Genomic DNA, 17,192 nt, shown 5'->3' with positions numbered 1-17,192 from the left:
ATGACTGACAAGACATTATATACCATTATCGTCCATTCGGAAAACATTGCCGGCTTGCTCAATCAGGTGACGGCGGTGTTTACCCGCAGGCAGATCAATATCGAAAGCCTGAATGTGTCCGCTTCTTCCATTCAGGGCGTACACAAGTACACCATTACAGCGTGGACGGACAAGGATACCATCGAGAAAGTCGTGAAGCAGATTACTAAGAAGATGGATGTACTGCAGGCTCATTATTTTACCGACGACGAAATCTATCAGCACGAGATAGCCCTTTACAAGGTAGAGACTCCTGCGCTGGAACAAACGCCTGAGGTGTCGAAGGTCATCCGTAAGAATCATGCTCGCATCGTCGAGGTGAACCCCGTTTTCTCCATTGTTGAGCTGAACGGTATGAGCGATGATATCACGCACCTGTATCAGGAATTGCAAGCTTTCGGCTGTGTGCTTCAGTTTGTCCGCTCAGGGCGTGTGGCTATCACTACGAGCTGCTTCGAACGGGTTAACGAGTACCTGGCCGAACGGGAGGCAAAATATCTGGAAAGTAAAAAACAGAAAAGCAATGAGTGAAAACAACAAAATAGGAACCTATAACTTCGTGGCCGAGCCTTTTCATGTAGACTTTACAGGACGGCTGACGCTGGGGGTGTTGGGTAACCACCTGCTTAACTGTGCGGGTTTCCACGCCACCGAACGCGGTTTCGGCATGGCTGAACTGAACGAAGAAAACTATACGTGGGTATTGTCCCGTCTGGCTGTTGATATGGACGAGATGCCCTTGCAATATGACCCCTTCTCGGTACAGACGTGGGTGGAGAACGTCTACCGCCTCTTTACCGACCGTAACTTTGCCATCCTCGACAAGGACGGCCGCAAGATAGGATATGCCCGTTCTGTTTGGGCAATGATTAGCATGCAGACACGCAAACCCATTGACCTGCTAGCCATAAACGGTGGCGATATTGTAAACTACGTGTGCGACGAACCTTGCCCCATCGAGAAGCCTTCACGCATCAAGGTGATGGCCGCGGAACCTGTCGCTTCGCTCACGGCCAAGTACAGTGATATTGACATCAACGGCCATGTCAACAGCATCCGCTACATCGAGCACATCCTCGATCTTTTTCCGTTGGAAAAGTATCGGACGCAGCGTATCCGTCGCTTTGAGATGGCCTACGTGGCCGAAAGTTACTATGGTGACACTCTTTCCTTCTTCTTAGATGACGATGGTAACGATGTGTATGGTGTGGAAGTGAAAAAGAACGGCGATGAAACCGTATGCCGTGCAAAAATGATATTTGAATAAAAGAAATATATTAACCGGGCGAAAGCCACAAATAAAAACAATAACAACAATGGCACAATTGAATTTTGGCGGTGTTATCGAAAATGTGATGACCCGCGAAGAGTTTCCCTTGGAAAAGGCACGTGAGATTTTGAAAGACGAAACTATTGCAGTAATCGGATATGGTGTACAGGGGCCGGGACAGGCCTGCAATCTGCGCGACAACGGCTTCAACGTCATCGTTGGACAGCGTCCGGGCAAGACTTTTGAGAAAGCTATTGCCGATGGATGGGTACCCGGCGAAACCTTGTTCGGTATCGAGGAAGCAGCCGAGAAGGGCACTATTGTGATGTGTCTGCTTTCCGATGCAGCCGTCATGTCTGTATGGCCTACGTTGAAGCCGCATCTGACAGCTGGCAAGGCTCTTTACTTCTCTCATGGTTTTGCTATTACTTGGAACGATCGCACAGGCGTGGTTCCTCCCAAAGATATTGATGTGATTATGGTAGCACCGAAGGGGTCAGGTACGTCGCTCCGCACCATGTTCCTCGAAGGTCGTGGCTTGAACAGCTCTTACGCCATCTATCAGGATGCCACAGGCAAGGCAATGGACCGTACCTTGGCATTGGGTATCGGTATCGGTTCCGGTTATCTGTTTGAGACCACTTTCCAGCGTGAAGCTACTTCCGACCTTACCGGTGAGCGTGGTTCGCTGATGGGCGCTATTCAAGGCCTGTTGCTGGCACAGTATGAAGTGCTCCGTGAGAACGGCCACACACCTTCCGAAGCCTTCAATGAAACCGTTGAGGAACTGACGCAGTCGTTGATGCCCCTCTTTGCCAAGAATGGTATGGACTGGATGTATGCCAACTGCTCTACTACTGCCCAGCGCGGTGCTCTTGACTGGATGGGCCCGTTCCACGATGCTATTAAACCGGTTATGCAGAAGTTGTATGAGAGCGTGAAGTGTGGTAACGAAGCTCAGATATCTATCGACAGCAACTCCAAACCCGATTATCGCGAGAAGCTGAACGACGAGCTGAAAGCTCTGCGCGAGAGCGAAATGTGGCAGACGGCCGTTACCGTCCGCAAGCTCCGTCCGGAGAACAACTAAACGTATCGGATTGAAGAACTCCAAGGGAGTGTATCGGCGTGCTTGGCACGGCCGGTACACTCCTTTTTTTTACTTTTTCGTAGCGTATCTTACGGAATTCGGATTCCTATAACTGAAGATTATGATTATTTATTTCAAAACAGAAAGATTGTGTGCCATCGGTTTATTATGACTGACATACGGCCTTTCTGTCTGGGGTAAAAAATATTTGAAGGAAAGTCCATTGTTTTATATATAATCACTATATTTGTATTATATACCAATAATGTGGTCTATAATGGAAAATTTGAATAGAATAAAAGTCGTATTAGTAGAACAAAACAAAACAGGAAAGTGGTTGGCTGAACAACTTGGAAAAGATCGTTCCACCGTTTCCAAATGGTGCTCCAATAAGATTCAACCAGATTTAGCAACCTTGTCTAAAATTGCAGGATTGCTAAATGTGGATATCAGAGAATTATTAAATAAAAGCATGTAAAATTATGGCAAAAAGAAATATAGATAAGGCTAAAGAAGCGAAAAAGGATGAATTTTATACCCAACTTGACGATATCAATAATGAACTGAAACATTATCGCGAACATTTTCGTGGTAAAACCGTATTATGTAACTGTGACGATCCACGAGTAAGTAACTTCTTTACCTATTTCGCATATAATTTTGAGTTTCTTGGTTTGAAAAAGCTAATTACTACATGCTATAAGAACCAGAATATGGATTTATTCAGCCAAAATCAAAGCGAGCAGGCTGTATATCTAATTTATGAAGGAGATAAGAATGGAAATCATACTCCGGATGCAAATGAAATAGGAGTAATGCCACTGAAAGGAGATGGTGACTTCCGAAGTAAAGAATGTATCGAGCTTCTTAAAGAAGCAGATATTGTAGTAACAAATCCACCATTTTCTCTATTCCGGGAATATATTGCACAATTAATGGAATATAAAAAAGATTTTTTGATTATTGGACATCAAAATGCATTATCATATAAAGAAATATTTCCATTGATTCAAAATAATAAAATGTGGTTAGGATACGGATTTAAAGGAGGTGCAGGACATTTTATTTCAAAATATGAAGATACAGCAACAGCTAGTAATCACAAGCAGGGAATGATAAGAGTTTCAGGTGTAACGTGGTTTACTAATTTAGATATAAAGAAACGTCACGAAGATATTATATTATTTAAATCATATTCTCCAGAAGAATATCCTCATTATATAAATTATGATGCCATTGAGGTTGCAAAAACTGAATTTATTCCAATGGATTATGATGGTATAATGGGAGTTCCTATTACATTCATGGATAAATATAATCCTGAACAGTTCGAAATTATAGGAATTGGAAATGGTGGAGAGTTAGGTGTCGCTTGTGGAGTTAGTTCAAACTTGACGAGTACTGAATGCGAAAACTTGTTTAGAGAGGATAAAAGTTTTAGAAGAGGGAAGCTATGCTACAGAGATAAAAAAGGGAAATTAATAGGTTGTTATGCTCGCATTTTAATAAGAAGAAAAAAATAAAAGCCATGAAAGCCGAAGAAATAATAGAACTATTCCAGCAATTTGAAGCCATTGCCAATGAATACGAAGGGGTGGAATGCTGGAGTGCAAGAGAACTCTCTACCTTATTGGGTTATGCTCAATGGCGTAACTTCGAGAATATCATAGAGAAAGCAAAAACAGCATGTGAAAATGCAGGCCAAGAAATAGCATATCATTTTGCTGACGTCAGCAAAATGATAGAATTGGCCAAAGGTGCTCAGCGTGAGATAAATGACTACATGCTGACGCGCTATGCCTGCTATCTTATAGCACAAAATGGAGACCCCCGCAAAGCACAAGTAGCATTTGCACAAAACTACTTTGCTGTACAGACACGCCGAGCAGAACTTGTGCAAAAAAGAATCTTGGAACACGAACGTGTTGTGGCACGCAACAAATTAGCTGAAACGGAAAACCGCCTGTCAGGTATTCTTTATGAGCGTGGCGTGGATAACAAAGGATTCGGCATTATCCGTTCTAAAGGCGACAAGGCATTATTTCATTTAGACACAGCATTATTAAAGCGTAGATTAGGCGCTCCAGACAATCGACCTTTAGCAGACTTTCTCCCAACAATCAGTATCAAAGCAAAAGATTTTGCTGCAGAAATGACCTCAGTGAATGTACAACAGAAAGATTTGCATGGTCAAGAACAAATAACCCGTGAGCATGTAGACAACAATGCTGCTGTAAGGAATATGCTGCTTCAACGTGGAATTGTTCCGGAACAGTTGCCACCGGGAGAGGACGTAAAAAAGGTAGAACGGCGATTAAAATCTGAGGAAAAATCCTTGACCAAGAAACAAAGCACAAACAAAACTTCAAAAAAAGGAAAGGAGTAAGATATGCAGATAGAATTGAAATCAATAAAAATTGCAGATCTTATTGACGGTTATGTCAATGATCCAGATACAGGTGTTAAAGGCTATCATGGAAAGTTGGATATACGCCCACCTTATCAGCGTGAGTTCCGTTATGATGAAAAGCAACAACAGGCTGTAATAGATACTATACTTAAAGGGTTTCCTCTCAATATCATGTATTGGAGTGTGGATGATAATGGCAATTTTGAAATGATCGACGGACAGCAACGTACTCTTTCAATCTGCGGATTCTATACCCATGACTTCAATATAGTTGACCCTAACCGAGGTACACTTTATTATTCAACACTTACAGCTGAGGAAAAAGAGAAATTCCTCAATTATGAATTAACAGTCTATTTTTGTGAAGGAACTGATAAGGAAAAGTTGGATTGGTTTCGTGTAATCAACATTGCTGGAGAAAAACTTCTTGACCAAGAATTATTAAATGCAGTTTATTCTGGACCTTTTGTAACTGACGCACGTAGACACTTCTCAAAGAATGGTTGCCCGGCATATAAAATGGGGGCAGATTTTCTGAACGGTAATGCAATAGAACAAGCATATTTATCCACAATCTTAAAATGGGCTGCTCGTCATGACGGTGTAGAGAGTATTGACAAGTATATGGCTTTGCACCAGTTTGATCCAAATGCCAATAAACTTTGGGCTTATTTCGTATCAATCATCACATGGATACGTTCTACATTCGTTAAGTACCGCCGTGAAATGAAAGGTTTGGACTGGGGCGAAATGTTCGACAAATATGGTGATGGTGTCTATGATACCGCTGCGTTGGAAAAACAAATTCATGATTTGATGGAAGATGATGAAATCATGAAAAAATCCGGTATCTACCGTTATGTTCTGAGCGGTGATTTACGTGATCTGAGTTTCCGTACTTTTGATAAAAAGATGAAACGCGAAGCCTACGAACGCCAGAAAGGTATTTGTGTACATTGTGGCAAACACTTTGAACTGGAGGAAATGGAAGCAGATCATATCACACCATGGAAAGAAGGTGGTACTACTGTGGCTGAGAATTGCCAGATGCTTTGTAAGAATTGTAATAGAATTAAAGGAGGGAAATAATAATTAAAAGTAACAATATGGCACGTAATCAATTAGACGAAAAAAATTTTAGTATACAAATTGTTAATATTAAGCTTATGTCTAATAATAGACAAGGTGATGAAGCTTATAAAAATATAGTATCTCAAATTAAAAACCTAAAAATTCATATACCTATTTATGGGGAAAACCAGCATATGATTCTTCGTACTCAATTTTCCACATTCGCGAGAGTTGGCGAAGAAAATATAGAGGTTATATATGGAAAAATATCAAAATATGTAATAATTGATAGCGATGACTGGATAAACTTGAGTAGCATGGAAGTAGAGAATGTGGATTTACCAACAAATTTATTCCCGAATCTGAAAGAAACTAACTATTTTTTCATTCCTCGTGCACATAGATTTGCTTTTGTTAAAGACCAAGGAATTTCTGCTAACAATGTGCATAAATTTTTGTCAAATGCTGTAGCTCAGGTTATAGAAAACGATGAACAATCAGAAGTCATCATAGAACAATCAGAAGATATATTTGATCGTATTATAAATGCAGAATCTGTAAAGAAATTACTAATAAGTATTTCGTATAGCAATGCAGACACAGGAGATGAAGCCTATGAATTTATGGATAATCAAATTAGAGAAAGTGAGATGAAGAGACTAAAATTAGAGGCGACTCCAAATCAAAATGGTGATATAAAGACTGGTAGTCTATTAATAAAAGGAGCTCTAAAGGTTGCTCAAAGTAATGGTTATGTACAAGCTACAATTATAGAGAATAATACAAAAATAAAAATAGATACAAAAACACATCCTAGAATCCTTAATACAAGATGTGAGGAAGTTAATTTATTAGGATATGTTGTAAATCAAATAATGAATATCTTTAGGCCTCATTCTCATGGAAACTAATCAAGAACTTAAAAATAGCCATAAATTGAGTATAAAAGGAATCTTTCCCAAATATATAATACGTAAATTTCTATACTCCTACTCTATGCTTATTAGTGTAGTAATAACAGCTATTTTATCATTCTTGATAATCCACTTTAAATTAGAAAATACATTCGCACTCTTAGATGAAATAATAAATATTACTCTTGATTTGTTACCAAACATATTAGGTTTTTGTATAGGAGGATATGCTTTAATAATCGGCATTGGCAATATAGAGGCTCTGAAGAAAATGTCCTCACCAATGGAGAAAAGAGATAATTTAAGTTTCTTCCAAATTCTAAGTAGTGTATTTGCGGGATCGTTAATTTTACAATGTATAACGTTGTTGTTATCATTCATAATCAAAATTATCTTAAAACTTGAAATTACAGTATTTTCAAAATCAATAGCGATAGTTGTTAATTGTTTAACTATAATAGGCATATTATTTTTTTCTACGTTGTCTTTAGTCTTGTTATATTACACAGTAATAAACCTTTTCAACTATGGACAGTCAATGCATTTTTTAATTAGATTAGAAAAAAGAGAACAAGATGAACAACAAAAGTGATATAGTATTTTCTAATGCGATTATAGAAGCAATATCTACACATTACATTGGAAATAAAACTTATAATGAGAACTGTTATTTCTCTAAAGCATCATATATGGTATCGGAAAAAGTACTTCCTGTACTATTAAAATATTTTACATTGTCCTTTAATAAGAATATTATCTATCAGTTTTTTCATGAAGCTGACTTGAACCTGAATGAGATTTATGTATATGCTTCAGCTGTATTCAAGAATCATAATGAGATGCACGCTCAATCAATAAATATTGCTAAACATCTATATGAACGAAGTGATCATCCTAAAATTAAAGGAGGTGATTTTCATATCGTACTATTTAAAAATTGTTATTTTGAGGGCCATTTTACCGATGTATTAGGTTTATTTAAATCAGAAACAAAAGATACTTTTCTAAAGGTGTATCATGATAATATAGGTTACAAAATAGAAACTGAATATGGTATAAATATCAACAAATTAGATAAAGGATGTTTGATTTTCAATGTAGATGGAGAGTTTGGTTTTTCTATTTTAACTATAGACAATAGTAGTAAAGGAACAGAAGCTCAATATTGGATTAATGATTTTCTCCACATACGACAAAGAAAAGATAATTTCAATCAGACTCAAAATATACTTTCTCTATGCAAGAGTTTTGTTTCTCAACTACCTAGTGAGAATGGAAAAATAGAGAAAGCGACATATATGAACAGAAGTGTTGAAGCTCTGAAAGAAGGATCTGTTAATATAAATACTTTTGCAGAACAAGTTTTTGAAACTCCTAAGTTAGTTTCTGAATTTAAGCAATATAAAGAAAACTATCAAAGGGAGCGTGATATAGAAATTGATGACACCTTTGAAACTGAATCAGCTGCAATAAAACGTAGGGCTACAGGTACCATGACAACAATCAAATTAGATAAGAATTTTGATATAAATATTCATGGTGGAGAGCAATATATAGTTAGAGGTTATGATGAAGAAAAAAAAATGTACTATTATCAATTATTTTTCAAAGAAGAAAAATAATATAGATATATAATTATGAATCCATCTGAAAATTTAGTAAAAAATAGGAATGATCTTTCACCTTATCTCTTTCATTTCACAAAAGGGGAAGATGCGTATGATAAATTGGTGAATATTTTGAATCAATCAAAATTGATTTCTAACACTCATGATTATATTTGTTTTACAGAGACTCCGATAACGCACTTTAGAGAAAATCTTTTGTATATGAATCGTTTCTATAAACCTATGTTGTCTTTTTACGGTATAGGTTTTAGAAGAGATTTGTTGATAAAAGACTTTGGAGCCAAATCTGTAATTTATGGTGATAAAATGGACGAAGCGAATCTTAAGAAAATAGATATGGATTGGAGATTTGAGAAACTAAATGTTCTTACCCATGATTTCACTTGGTTGAGAGAATGGAGAATACGACATGAGTTTGATTTTTCCTCAATATCACCAGAAGATATAATTGTAATAGCTAAAACAGACGATGAAGTAAAGAACTTATGCTCTCTGCAGGAACTTGAAGATATAGATTATGAATATGAGCCCGAAATAGGAGAATGTACAATATGGCCTATGTTTTCAAATATAAGAGGATGGAAAGGTATATCTATTGAGCATGTAGAGAAATTAGCTTCAGATAAAGAAGTTGATAGTTATTCTAAATCATTAAAGATTGGTGATTATTTGTAAAAACAAGAACATCATTTAACAAGTATATTCTGTAATATTATCCACTTAAATTGAAGTTCCCCAATGAGATGGAGCAAAAACACAAGGCATCTGCTTGTATTTCAAAGTAAAGCGTTACCTTTGTCGTGTGATAGGAAATCGACACCGCAAGACACTGTAAAATATTGCAAGCCTCCGGTGGAGCAATAGCGGGAGATTACTTCTTTAGCTAAAAGATACATCAAAGATATTCAGCCACTTATCATTAGATTACGATTCCTGGTGGGTATCAAATACCAAGCATAAACGACCTTACAAAGCCCCTCTTTACATCCGCCAAGTCCATGTTTAGCGAACTAAAGTAGGGACTGTCGTAAAAAGAATAAAACTTTATAACGAATTGATTGCCAATGTAATATAAAATTTGTATCTTAGCTAAAGATAAAAAGAATACCTCCAATTGCCCTAGAAAAGCCAAATTTGGAGGTATCGCAAAAATTAATCTGCATGGCTAAGGTACAAAATTTCTCTGGAATATCACCCGATCTTCCTTTCACGGAGTTCGATTTTTATGAATTGTATAGGCGGACGTTCGCGACTAGCGAGCTGGGAAAAATTAGGAAGAGGCTGCCGCTTGGTGAGATGGCAGAGAACTTTGGACTGATAAGCAAGAGCATGAGAGCGAAGAAAGGACGAAAAACATACTTCACCCCGGAGGGCAAGGTTGCGCTGATGTTCCTGAAGATGTACACAGGTCTGAGCAGCCCGAGGTTGATGGAGCATCTTAACGGCAACGTCCACTATCAGCTCTTCTGCGATGTGAGAATAGACCCGATGCATCCTCTGACGAACTACAAACTTCTGGACGACGTGTTTTCGGAGCTGGCCCGCGGGCTGAAGATCCAACAGCAGCAGGAGATACTGGCAAGAGCCTGGAAACCGTACATGAAGGACCTGGACACGATGTATACGGATGCAACCTGTTACGAGAGCGAGATGCGCTATCCTACGGATGCGAAGCTTCTGTGGGAAGGAATAGAGAAGTCATATGAGATAATGTGCACTCTGAGTGCCAAGCTGAATGTGCACCGTCCGAGGACGAAGTACGTAGACGTAGAGAAGGCCAACCTGTCGTACAGGAAGCGGCGCAGGCATACGAAAGTCCAGACCAGGAAACTGACCAGACGCCTGCTCAACCTTTTGGGGAAGATACTGAAGGAGACCCGCACACTGGAGAGGGAGAATGCAGGCGCGGAGAAATTGCTGACAGCCAGACAGAAGAGCGATATTGAAATCATCACAAGAGTGTACCGCCAGCAGAAGGCCCACTTCGAGAACAACAATCCTCGCGAGAGTGTCAAGGACAGGATAGTGAGCATCAGCAAGCCGTATGTGAGGCCGATCGTGAGAGGCAAGGAAGTGAAGAGCGTAGAGTTTGGTGCGAAGTGCAACAACATCCAGGTTGACGGACTCTCATTCATCGAGAAGCTGTCATTCAATGCCTTCAACGAGGGAACCAGGCTTACGCACTGCCTGAAGATGCACCGAAAGCTCTTCGGTGTGGACGCGAAGAAGGTCGGAGGAGATGCAGGCTATGCCGGCAGCGCCAACAGGGGGTACTGCAAGGATAGAGGAATACAGACGTCATTCGTCAAGCGTGGCCGTCCGTCCTTGGAAAAGAAAGAGAACGACATCATCCGCAACGAGCTGGCGAGGGTGAGGGCAACGAGGATGGAAGGCTCGTTCGGAACGCAGAAGGAACACTATGGCCTGAAACGCATCAAGGCAAGGACGAAGTTGACCGAAATCCTGTACATCTTCTTTGGCATCCACACGGCGAATGCAGTACAGCTCGTCCGGCGGGAAGTCAACGAAATTGCTCAGGCTGCCTGATGTTCGAGGTGAGTGAGAAACGGCCCTTTCACTGGAGTATTGGCTCCAGTTGGGTCCAAAAATGAAAAAAGGGGCTCCGAAACGGAGCCGAAAATATAAAAAGATGAGTTCGATCGGAAAAATTACCGGGACAGTCTGCCGATTGACTCATAATGACGGAATTTAACGACTGTCCCTAAAGTAGGTGTTTAGGAACGCAATATCGGTAGTGAGTAATGGATTGTCCAAATCTGCTTCCAATCCTTCATTGGTAGTGTAATCTGTTGCAAGAAAGGGACGTAGGTTGAAAGATAAAGTTTCACGGCAGTGTTCATCGTCTTCAGCTTGTACGGTAATGTGTCATCTTTCCCAATGTGGATGTTTCAATATAAGTATCTTATTATCAGTTTCCTGTGGTGAAGTCACATTAGGGGAATCTTTGAAATCAACTTGTGAAGGCAATGAAAAGTTGATTTTCGTTGATTATCGTTGATTATCGTCCGTTATTTACGCTGAAAAACTTGACTTCGCCTTTTTGATGTCGTATCTTTACGAGAAAAAGATACGCCTATGAATCTGATTTGTCAACTGAGAAATTTCTTTTTCCGCGAAGAACCATCCGTTTCGTCGTACGACCGGCTGCTTGCCGATCTGAACCGTGCTTGTTCCAGTCTGCCCGAAGGACAAGTCTTTCTCGTGACAGGCGACGGCGAGTTCACTGTTCGCCTGACTTGGAAACCGCAACAGACGAATCCTGAGAAGCGTATGTTCAGCCTGAATGGACAGAATGAGGTGACAGAATGGGTAGAAACAGCTCTCTCTGCCGTGGAAGCGAAGAAACCAGTAGCGCAGCAGGCAGAAAAGGAACCGAAACAGCAACGGATGATGCAACGTCTCTCACGCTATCTGAAACTGCACTATGCTTTCCGCTACAACCTGTTGACTGAACGGACGGAATGTGCTCACCTGAATACAGAGAAAGCCGATGAGGCTCACCACCTTACTTATACGCCCGTAGACAGCCGCACCTTGAACGGCATTGCTCTCAGTGCCATCGAAAACGGTGTAGAATGTTGGGACCGGGATGTGAAACGTTATGTAGAATCCGACCACGTACAAGCTTACCACCCCTTCGAACTCTATTTTAAGAACCTGCCCGAATGGGACGGCAAAGACCGAGTAACGGAATTGGCAAAGCGCGTATCCGATAAGGATGTCTGGGTACGCTCCTTCCACCGCTGGATGCTGGCCGTCACAGCCCAGTGGACGGGTTCAGGCAACCGTGGCCGCAGGGCCAACAGTGTGGCTCCGCTTTTGATCAGCCCCACACAGGGCCTAGGTAAATCCACTTTCTGCCGTATGCTGCTACCTAAGGAACTGCGTGACTACTTCACAGAGAGCTTCGACCTGACCAATGCCTCGTCAGCGGAGAACAAACTGGCTTCTTACGGCCTGATCAACCTGGACGAGTTCGACCGCCTTCCCGCCAGCCGGATGCCCCAACTGAAGAACCTGATGCAGATGGAAGACCTGCGTGTGCGTCGTGCCTACCGCCGTTCGGCCGAATCGTTGCCAAGAATTGCCTCGTTCATCGGTACGAGCAACCGTCGCGACCTGCTGACCGACCTTTCGGGCAGCAGACGCTTCATCTGTGTGGAAGTGGAGCGGTCCATCGACTGTACGACGCCCATCGACCATGCCCAGCTTTATGCCCAACTGCTGCACGAACTGAACAGTGGCGAGCGATGCTGGTTCAGCAAGGCCGAAGAGACGGAAATTCAGGCAGCCAACCGTCCGTTCTACCGTGTGACACCCGCCGAAGAGCTTATAAGCAGCTGCTTTGCGTTTGCCGAGGCAGGCGAGCAAGGTGCCCGCCTGATGTCTGCGGCAGATATTTATGCCGTATTAAAACAGAAGAATCCCGCAGCCCTAAAAGACTGTTCGTGCACAGCCTTTGCCCGTCTGTTGGCTCAGCTGGGGCGGAGAGTACATACGAGGTATGGGAATGGGTATTGGGTGAAATGTATTTGTAGAAAGGGAGATAAATAAAAAACTGCTTCACTAATAGTGAAACAGTTCTTATTCTTCGTGGGCGTTGACGGATTCGAACCGCCGACCCTCTGCTTGTAAGGCAGATGCTCTGAACCAGCTGAGCTAAACGCCCTTTTCTTTGAAAAAGCGTGGCAAAGGTACGACTTATTTTTATATCTCCAAATAATAGACTCGTTTTTTTCAAAAAACATTGTTTGTTGCAGCAAAAAAATGGGAATGTGTAGAGGGAATGGGCGTTAAACTAACGCCTATTCCCAGTTCTGCGATTCCTTTTGAATATGTTCCAGCAATCGTCGGTAGAAGGCGTGACGGTTCAACGTGGAAGCCTCACCAAGGATGACCAGTTTCATGCGAGCTCGGGTCATGGCTACGTTCATGCGACGTAAGTCGGAGAGAAAACCTATTTGCCCTTCGTCGTTGGCACGGACGAGACTGATGAAAATGACATCGCGTTCTTGTCCCTGAAAGCCATCGACGGTATTTACAGTCATCAGACTGCGATAGGGACGCAGGGTAGCGTCGTTTTTCAGTTTTCCACGCAAGTATTGTACCTGTGCCTTGTAGGGGGAGATAAGGCCAAAGTCGATGCGTTCGTCCAAAATACGTTGGCCGCCGATGCGTTCGATGTATTTCCGTAGTTCGCTGAGTAAGAGATCTGCCTCTTGGCGATTGATACGGCCGAAGCTTTCGCCCACAAACTCTTCCTTAAAATCCATTTCCGATGTGTCGATCCACGAGATGGGTGTGTCCCAATCCAGAATGCCGCGATGGCGCACTTCGGGGGCGGCCTGCAACTGACCGCCGTAGAACCAGTCGGACGAGAAGCGCATAATGGCTTCGTTCATGCGGTATTGGGTAGTGAGCAGTGAGACGGTCTCGGGTTTGTGGGCCACGACAGTCTCCATTAGTGTACGTTCCAGTCCACCTCGTGCTGCATCATAGCACTTGATGGTGGGAGGCAGTTGTTGGTGGTCACCAGCCAGCACCACGCGATCAGCCTTACGGATGGCTATCCAGCAGGCTGCTTCGAGGGCTTGTGCCGCTTCATCGATAAAGAGGGTGCCGAAACGTCGGCCCGACAGTACACGATGGTTACTGCTGACTAAGGTGGAGGCAATGACGTGAGCCGAGTCGAAGAGGTCGGCATTGATCTGAACTTCCAGAGCTGTGGCTCGGTCGCGTAGGCGGGATATACGGCTGCGCACTCCTTCACGTTCTTCGTAAGTGCCACGGCGGGCTTTGCCATGTAGTTGACGTAGCTCTTTGCGGATGCTCCACAGTTCAGTATAGGCCGGATGGGCTTCGAAGCGACGTTCGTAGGTGAAGGACAGCATTTTGTCATTGACGCGTGTGGGATTGCCGATACGCAGTACGCTGACACCTCGGTCTACAAGCTTTTCTGAGATCCAGTCTACTGCCGTATTACTTTGTGCACACACCAGCACTTGCGGTTCGCGGTGTAGTGTTTCGTAGATGGCTTCGACCAGCGTGGTAGTTTTTCCTGTGCCGGGAGGGCCGTGGACAATGGCAACGTCACGGGTACATAATACTTTGTTGACGGCCGACTCCTGTGTTTGGTTCAGCCAGGGGAAACGGACGGGGTAGAGTTCGCGGAAGCCGGGCTTCAGGGTACCCAGCAGCGTGTCGCGCAGTTCGGCCAGCCGGTTGCTTTTGGCGCGGAGCACGTCGGTCAAAGCTTCGAACATGGTGCGATAACTGGTCTCGTCGAAATAGAGCTGTACCCCTAAACGATCAGCTCCCTGTATGTCCATGATAGATCCTGCTCCGGGCATAACCACCACCATGCGTGTGTCGTCGGCATAGCTTACGGTGCCTTGGAAGTTATAGTAGCTGAGGCTCCCGTCTGCTGTTTGGTGGAAGAAGCAGACTGGACGTCCATATTCGAAATTGTGTTCGATATCAATATCTTCGGTACGGGTTATTTCCAGTACCAACTGATTGAGCGAGTTATAGTAACTTCGTCCGGCGGTAGCCGGAAACCAGCAAAGCCCACGTTTTACTTTGCGTGCCACTCCCATGGTTTCCGTCTGGCGCCGGAATTCTTCCTTTTCGTATTCATATTCCATGCGAAGCAACAGTTGTTGCCGCTGGAGGTATAGGCTGGGGCTTTCAGTATCTTTTTCCTGTTTCATGGAAGCTTTTTTCACTTGACTTACCATTGGATCGGAGTCTCTCCATGTGCTTTCAGGTACTCGTTTGTGCGGCTGAAATGTTTGTTCCCAAAGAATCCGTTGTAGGCGGAGAGTGGAGATGGGTGGGCTGATGTCAGCACCAGATGACGGTTGCGGTCAATGAAGGCTCCTTTGCGCTGGGCGTATGCCCCCCACAGGATGAAGACCAAATGTTCTTTCTCTTCAGCCAACAGGCGGATAGCAGCATCTGTAAAGGTTTCCCAACCGCGGTTTTGGTGTGAACCGGCCTGATGGGCACGTACTGTTAGTGTGGCGTTCAACAGAAGCACACCCTGTTCTGCCCAGCGCGTCAGGTTGCCAGTGGACGGTGTGTCGGTGCCTATGTCACTTTTGATTTCTTTGAAGATATTGACTAAAGATGGTGGGAAAGCTACTCCATCGTTTACAGAGAAGCAAAGGCCATGTGCCTGTCCTGGGCCATGATAGGGGTCCTGGCCGATGATGACTACTTTTACTTTATCGAAAGGGCAAAGGTTGAAAGCATTGAATATGAGTTTGCCCGGAGGATATACGGTGCCGTTTTGATATTCGGTTCGTACGAAATCGGTCAGGGCTTTGAAGTAATCTTTGTCGAATTCGGGTTGTAGACGTTTTTTCCAGCTCTCTTCTATTTGAACATTCATGGCAGTTGGATTATGAATTGATTTTTTGGGATACAAATTAACGCAGATTTCTGCAAATGGAAAAACTAATCTTCTCCTTTGTTTGCAAAAATCTGCGTTCTATATCCTTAAATCAGATGAATGTTGTGTTCGCGGCACTCTTGACGCATCTGTTCAGGCCAAATGCTGGCTTGTATTTCGCCGATATGTGCCTTGCGCAAATAGAACATACAGAGGCGTGACTGGCCTATACCACCTCCGATGGACAGTGGCAGGGTGTCGTCCATCAGGCGTTTGTGGAAATAGAGTTCCAGGCGTTTTTCTTCTCCTGCCAGTTTTAGTTGTTTAACTAAGGCTGCCTTGTCTACTCGGATACCCATAGAAGACAGTTCGATGCTTCGTTGTAGAGGTTCGTCCCAAAGTAATAGGTCGCCGTTCAGTCCGGGCAGACCGTTCAGGCCCGGAGTTGTAAAATCATCATAGTCAGGAGCACGTCCGTCGTGTTTCTTCCCGTCTCCTAACTCACAGCCAATACCTACAATAAATACAGCTTTATGCCTTTTTGTGATGGCATGTTCGCGTTCTTTGGGAGACATATTGGGGTAGAGTTGGCGTAGCTCTTCGGCGTGGATGAAGTGTAATTTTTCCGGTAGACAGGGTTTAATCTGGGGATACATTTCGTATACCATGTACTCTGTGCGTACCATGGCGGCATAGATGCGGGTTACAATTTCTTTAAGGAACTCTACGTTACGGTCTTCGGCAGTGATGACACGTTCCCAGTCCCATTGGTCCACATAGAGCGAGTGCAGGTTGCCCAGCTCCTCGTCGGCTCGGATGGCATTCATGTCCGTATAGATGCCGTAACCGGGTTCTATGTTGTATTCGGCTAGAGTCAAGCGTTTCCATTTAGCCAGTGAATGTACTACTTCAGCCTGTGCGTCGCCCAAGTCTTTGATCGGAAAGGAAACGGGACGCTCTACACCATTCAAGTCGTCATTGATCCCCATACCTTTCAGCACGAATAGTGGAGCCGTGACACGTCTTAGACGGAGTTCTGATGACAGGTTCATCTGAAAGAACTCCTTGATTTGTTTGATACCCAGCTCTGTTTGCTTTAGGTCTAACAGGGGTTTATAGTCTTTGGGTGTTATCAAGTAACTCATAGGATCTAGTTTTTAATGTTATGTTGCTAATTTGTTTGGCAAATATAGATAAAATATTGTTTGGTGTATCTGTTTTGCTAAATAAAATATCAATTTGATTGTATATTCTTGTGTTGTGTTTTCATTTTAATAGTGTAAGAGAAGGTCTTGCTCTGCGAAATAATCTTGAAAAAAGCAGGCATATATTAGGAGAATGCTGATATTTTTTATA

General features: G+C 42.9%; 16 protein-coding genes and 1 tRNA gene. 13 read left to right on the top strand and 4 right to left on the bottom strand.

What is annotated here, in order from left to right; genetic code table 11:
• From ilvN to BQ8005_RS09710, 13 genes are all read left to right on the top strand, one after another.
• Window positions 1–570 (top strand): acetolactate synthase small subunit, encoded by a 570-nt coding sequence (ilvN, locus tag BQ8005_RS09775; protein WP_021848452.1) that lies wholly within the window; start codon window positions 1–3, stop codon window positions 568–570.
• Window positions 563–1,306 (top strand): acyl-[acyl-carrier-protein] thioesterase, encoded by a 744-nt coding sequence (locus BQ8005_RS09770; RefSeq protein WP_075317915.1) that lies wholly within the window; start codon window positions 563–565, stop codon window positions 1,304–1,306. The genes ilvN and BQ8005_RS09770 overlap by 8 nt, the downstream gene beginning before the upstream one ends.
• Before the next feature lie 49 nt (window positions 1,307–1,355).
• Window positions 1,356–2,399: a ketol-acid reductoisomerase gene (ilvC, locus tag BQ8005_RS09765; RefSeq protein ID WP_075317914.1), complete on the top strand. Its 1,044-nt coding sequence runs from the start codon at window positions 1,356–1,358 to the stop codon at window positions 2,397–2,399.
• A gap of 277 nt (window positions 2,400–2,676) precedes the next feature.
• Complete coding sequence (locus BQ8005_RS09760) at window positions 2,677–2,877, top strand: helix-turn-helix transcriptional regulator (RefSeq protein WP_075317913.1); 201 nt, start codon at window positions 2,677–2,679, stop codon at window positions 2,875–2,877.
• Between the two features lie 4 nt (window positions 2,878–2,881).
• Window positions 2,882–3,922 (top strand): adenine-specific methyltransferase EcoRI family protein, encoded by a 1,041-nt coding sequence (locus BQ8005_RS09755; RefSeq protein WP_075317912.1) that lies wholly within the window; start codon window positions 2,882–2,884, stop codon window positions 3,920–3,922.
• 5 nt (window positions 3,923–3,927) lie between these two features.
• Entirely contained in the window at window positions 3,928–4,785 is an 858-nt protein-coding gene (gene dinD / locus BQ8005_RS09750) for a DNA damage-inducible protein D (RefSeq protein WP_075317911.1), read from the top strand.
• A 3-nt stretch (window positions 4,786–4,788) separates the two neighbouring features.
• Complete coding sequence (locus BQ8005_RS09745) at window positions 4,789–5,898, top strand: HNH endonuclease family protein (protein WP_075317910.1); 1,110 nt, start codon at window positions 4,789–4,791, stop codon at window positions 5,896–5,898.
• 17 nt (window positions 5,899–5,915) lie between these two features.
• Entirely contained in the window at window positions 5,916–6,791 is an 876-nt protein-coding gene (locus tag BQ8005_RS09740; RefSeq protein ID WP_075317909.1) for a DUF4747 family protein, read from the top strand.
• Window positions 6,781–7,386, top strand: coding sequence for a hypothetical protein (locus BQ8005_RS09735; RefSeq protein ID WP_075317908.1), 606 nt, complete (start codon window positions 6,781–6,783; stop codon window positions 7,384–7,386). The genes BQ8005_RS09740 and BQ8005_RS09735 overlap by 11 nt, the downstream gene beginning before the upstream one ends.
• Window positions 7,370–8,416, top strand: a complete 1,047-nt coding sequence (locus BQ8005_RS09730; RefSeq protein WP_075317907.1) for a nucleoid-associated protein — start codon at window positions 7,370–7,372, stop codon at window positions 8,414–8,416. The genes BQ8005_RS09735 and BQ8005_RS09730 overlap by 17 nt, the downstream gene beginning before the upstream one ends.
• 15 nt (window positions 8,417–8,431) lie before the next feature.
• Complete coding sequence (locus BQ8005_RS09725; protein ID WP_075317906.1) at window positions 8,432–9,097, top strand: hypothetical protein; 666 nt, start codon at window positions 8,432–8,434, stop codon at window positions 9,095–9,097.
• Between the two features lie 753 nt (window positions 9,098–9,850).
• The gene (locus tag BQ8005_RS09715; protein WP_317044832.1) at window positions 9,851–10,969 is read left to right on the top strand and encodes a transposase; all 1,119 of its coding nucleotides are present in this window, start codon (window positions 9,851–9,853) and stop codon (window positions 10,967–10,969) included.
• A gap of 549 nt (window positions 10,970–11,518) precedes the next feature.
• Window positions 11,519–12,997: a VapE domain-containing protein gene (locus tag BQ8005_RS09710; protein ID WP_075317903.1), complete on the top strand. Its 1,479-nt coding sequence runs from the start codon at window positions 11,519–11,521 to the stop codon at window positions 12,995–12,997.
• Window positions 12,998–13,037: 40 nt separating this feature from the next.
• On the opposite strand, the gene BQ8005_RS09705 is transcribed toward BQ8005_RS09710, so the two are convergent.
• The 4 genes from BQ8005_RS09705 to asnA form a co-directional block, all read right to left on the bottom strand.
• Window positions 13,038–13,112 (bottom strand) — tRNA-Val (locus BQ8005_RS09705).
• A gap of 136 nt (window positions 13,113–13,248) precedes the next feature.
• Window positions 13,249–15,153 (bottom strand): AAA domain-containing protein, encoded by a 1,905-nt coding sequence (locus BQ8005_RS09700; protein ID WP_075319105.1) that lies wholly within the window; start codon window positions 15,151–15,153, stop codon window positions 13,249–13,251.
• Between the two features lie 20 nt (window positions 15,154–15,173).
• Window positions 15,174–15,836 (bottom strand): uracil-DNA glycosylase, encoded by a 663-nt coding sequence (ung, locus tag BQ8005_RS09695; RefSeq protein ID WP_075317902.1) that lies wholly within the window; start codon window positions 15,834–15,836, stop codon window positions 15,174–15,176.
• A 107-nt stretch (window positions 15,837–15,943) separates the two neighbouring features.
• Complete coding sequence (gene asnA, locus BQ8005_RS09690) at window positions 15,944–16,981, bottom strand: aspartate--ammonia ligase (RefSeq protein ID WP_075317901.1); 1,038 nt, start codon at window positions 16,979–16,981, stop codon at window positions 15,944–15,946.
• Window positions 16,982–17,192 lie beyond the last annotated feature (211 nt).

Source organism: Bacteroides togonis (assembly GCF_900130135.1).
GTDB lineage: Bacteria > Bacteroidota > Bacteroidia > Bacteroidales > Bacteroidaceae > Bacteroides > Bacteroides pullorum.
Note: the sequence above shows the minus strand (reverse complement) of the source record. Positions and strands in the feature narration are given on the sequence as shown.

What these genes read in the sequence shown, in the direction of transcription:
- ilvN (WP_021848452.1), top strand. Translation starts at nt 1, where the DNA reads ATGACTGACAAGACATTATATACCATTATCGTCCATTCGGAAAACATT.
- BQ8005_RS09770 (WP_075317915.1), top strand. Translation starts at nt 563, where the DNA reads ATGAGTGAAAACAACAAAATAGGAACCTATAACTTCGTGGCCGAGCCT.
- ilvC (WP_075317914.1), top strand. Translation starts at nt 1,356, where the DNA reads ATGGCACAATTGAATTTTGGCGGTGTTATCGAAAATGTGATGACCCGC.
- BQ8005_RS09760 (WP_075317913.1), top strand. Translation starts at nt 2,677, where the DNA reads ATGGAAAATTTGAATAGAATAAAAGTCGTATTAGTAGAACAAAACAAA.
- BQ8005_RS09755 (WP_075317912.1), top strand. Translation starts at nt 2,882, where the DNA reads ATGGCAAAAAGAAATATAGATAAGGCTAAAGAAGCGAAAAAGGATGAA.
- dinD (WP_075317911.1), top strand. Translation starts at nt 3,928, where the DNA reads ATGAAAGCCGAAGAAATAATAGAACTATTCCAGCAATTTGAAGCCATT.
- BQ8005_RS09745 (WP_075317910.1), top strand. Translation starts at nt 4,789, where the DNA reads ATGCAGATAGAATTGAAATCAATAAAAATTGCAGATCTTATTGACGGT.
- BQ8005_RS09740 (WP_075317909.1), top strand. Translation starts at nt 5,916, where the DNA reads ATGGCACGTAATCAATTAGACGAAAAAAATTTTAGTATACAAATTGTT.
- BQ8005_RS09735 (WP_075317908.1), top strand. Translation starts at nt 6,781, where the DNA reads ATGGAAACTAATCAAGAACTTAAAAATAGCCATAAATTGAGTATAAAA.
- BQ8005_RS09730 (WP_075317907.1), top strand. Translation starts at nt 7,370, where the DNA reads ATGAACAACAAAAGTGATATAGTATTTTCTAATGCGATTATAGAAGCA.
- BQ8005_RS09725 (WP_075317906.1), top strand. Translation starts at nt 8,432, where the DNA reads ATGAATCCATCTGAAAATTTAGTAAAAAATAGGAATGATCTTTCACCT.
- BQ8005_RS09715 (WP_317044832.1), top strand. Translation starts at nt 9,851, where the DNA reads ATGGAGCATCTTAACGGCAACGTCCACTATCAGCTCTTCTGCGATGTG.
- BQ8005_RS09710 (WP_075317903.1), top strand. Translation starts at nt 11,519, where the DNA reads ATGAATCTGATTTGTCAACTGAGAAATTTCTTTTTCCGCGAAGAACCA.
- BQ8005_RS09700 (WP_075319105.1), bottom strand. Translation starts at nt 15,153, where the DNA reads ATGAAACAGGAAAAAGATACTGAAAGCCCCAGCCTATACCTCCAGCGG.
- ung (WP_075317902.1), bottom strand. Translation starts at nt 15,836, where the DNA reads ATGAATGTTCAAATAGAAGAGAGCTGGAAAAAACGTCTACAACCCGAA.
- asnA (WP_075317901.1), bottom strand. Translation starts at nt 16,981, where the DNA reads ATGAGTTACTTGATAACACCCAAAGACTATAAACCCCTGTTAGACCTA.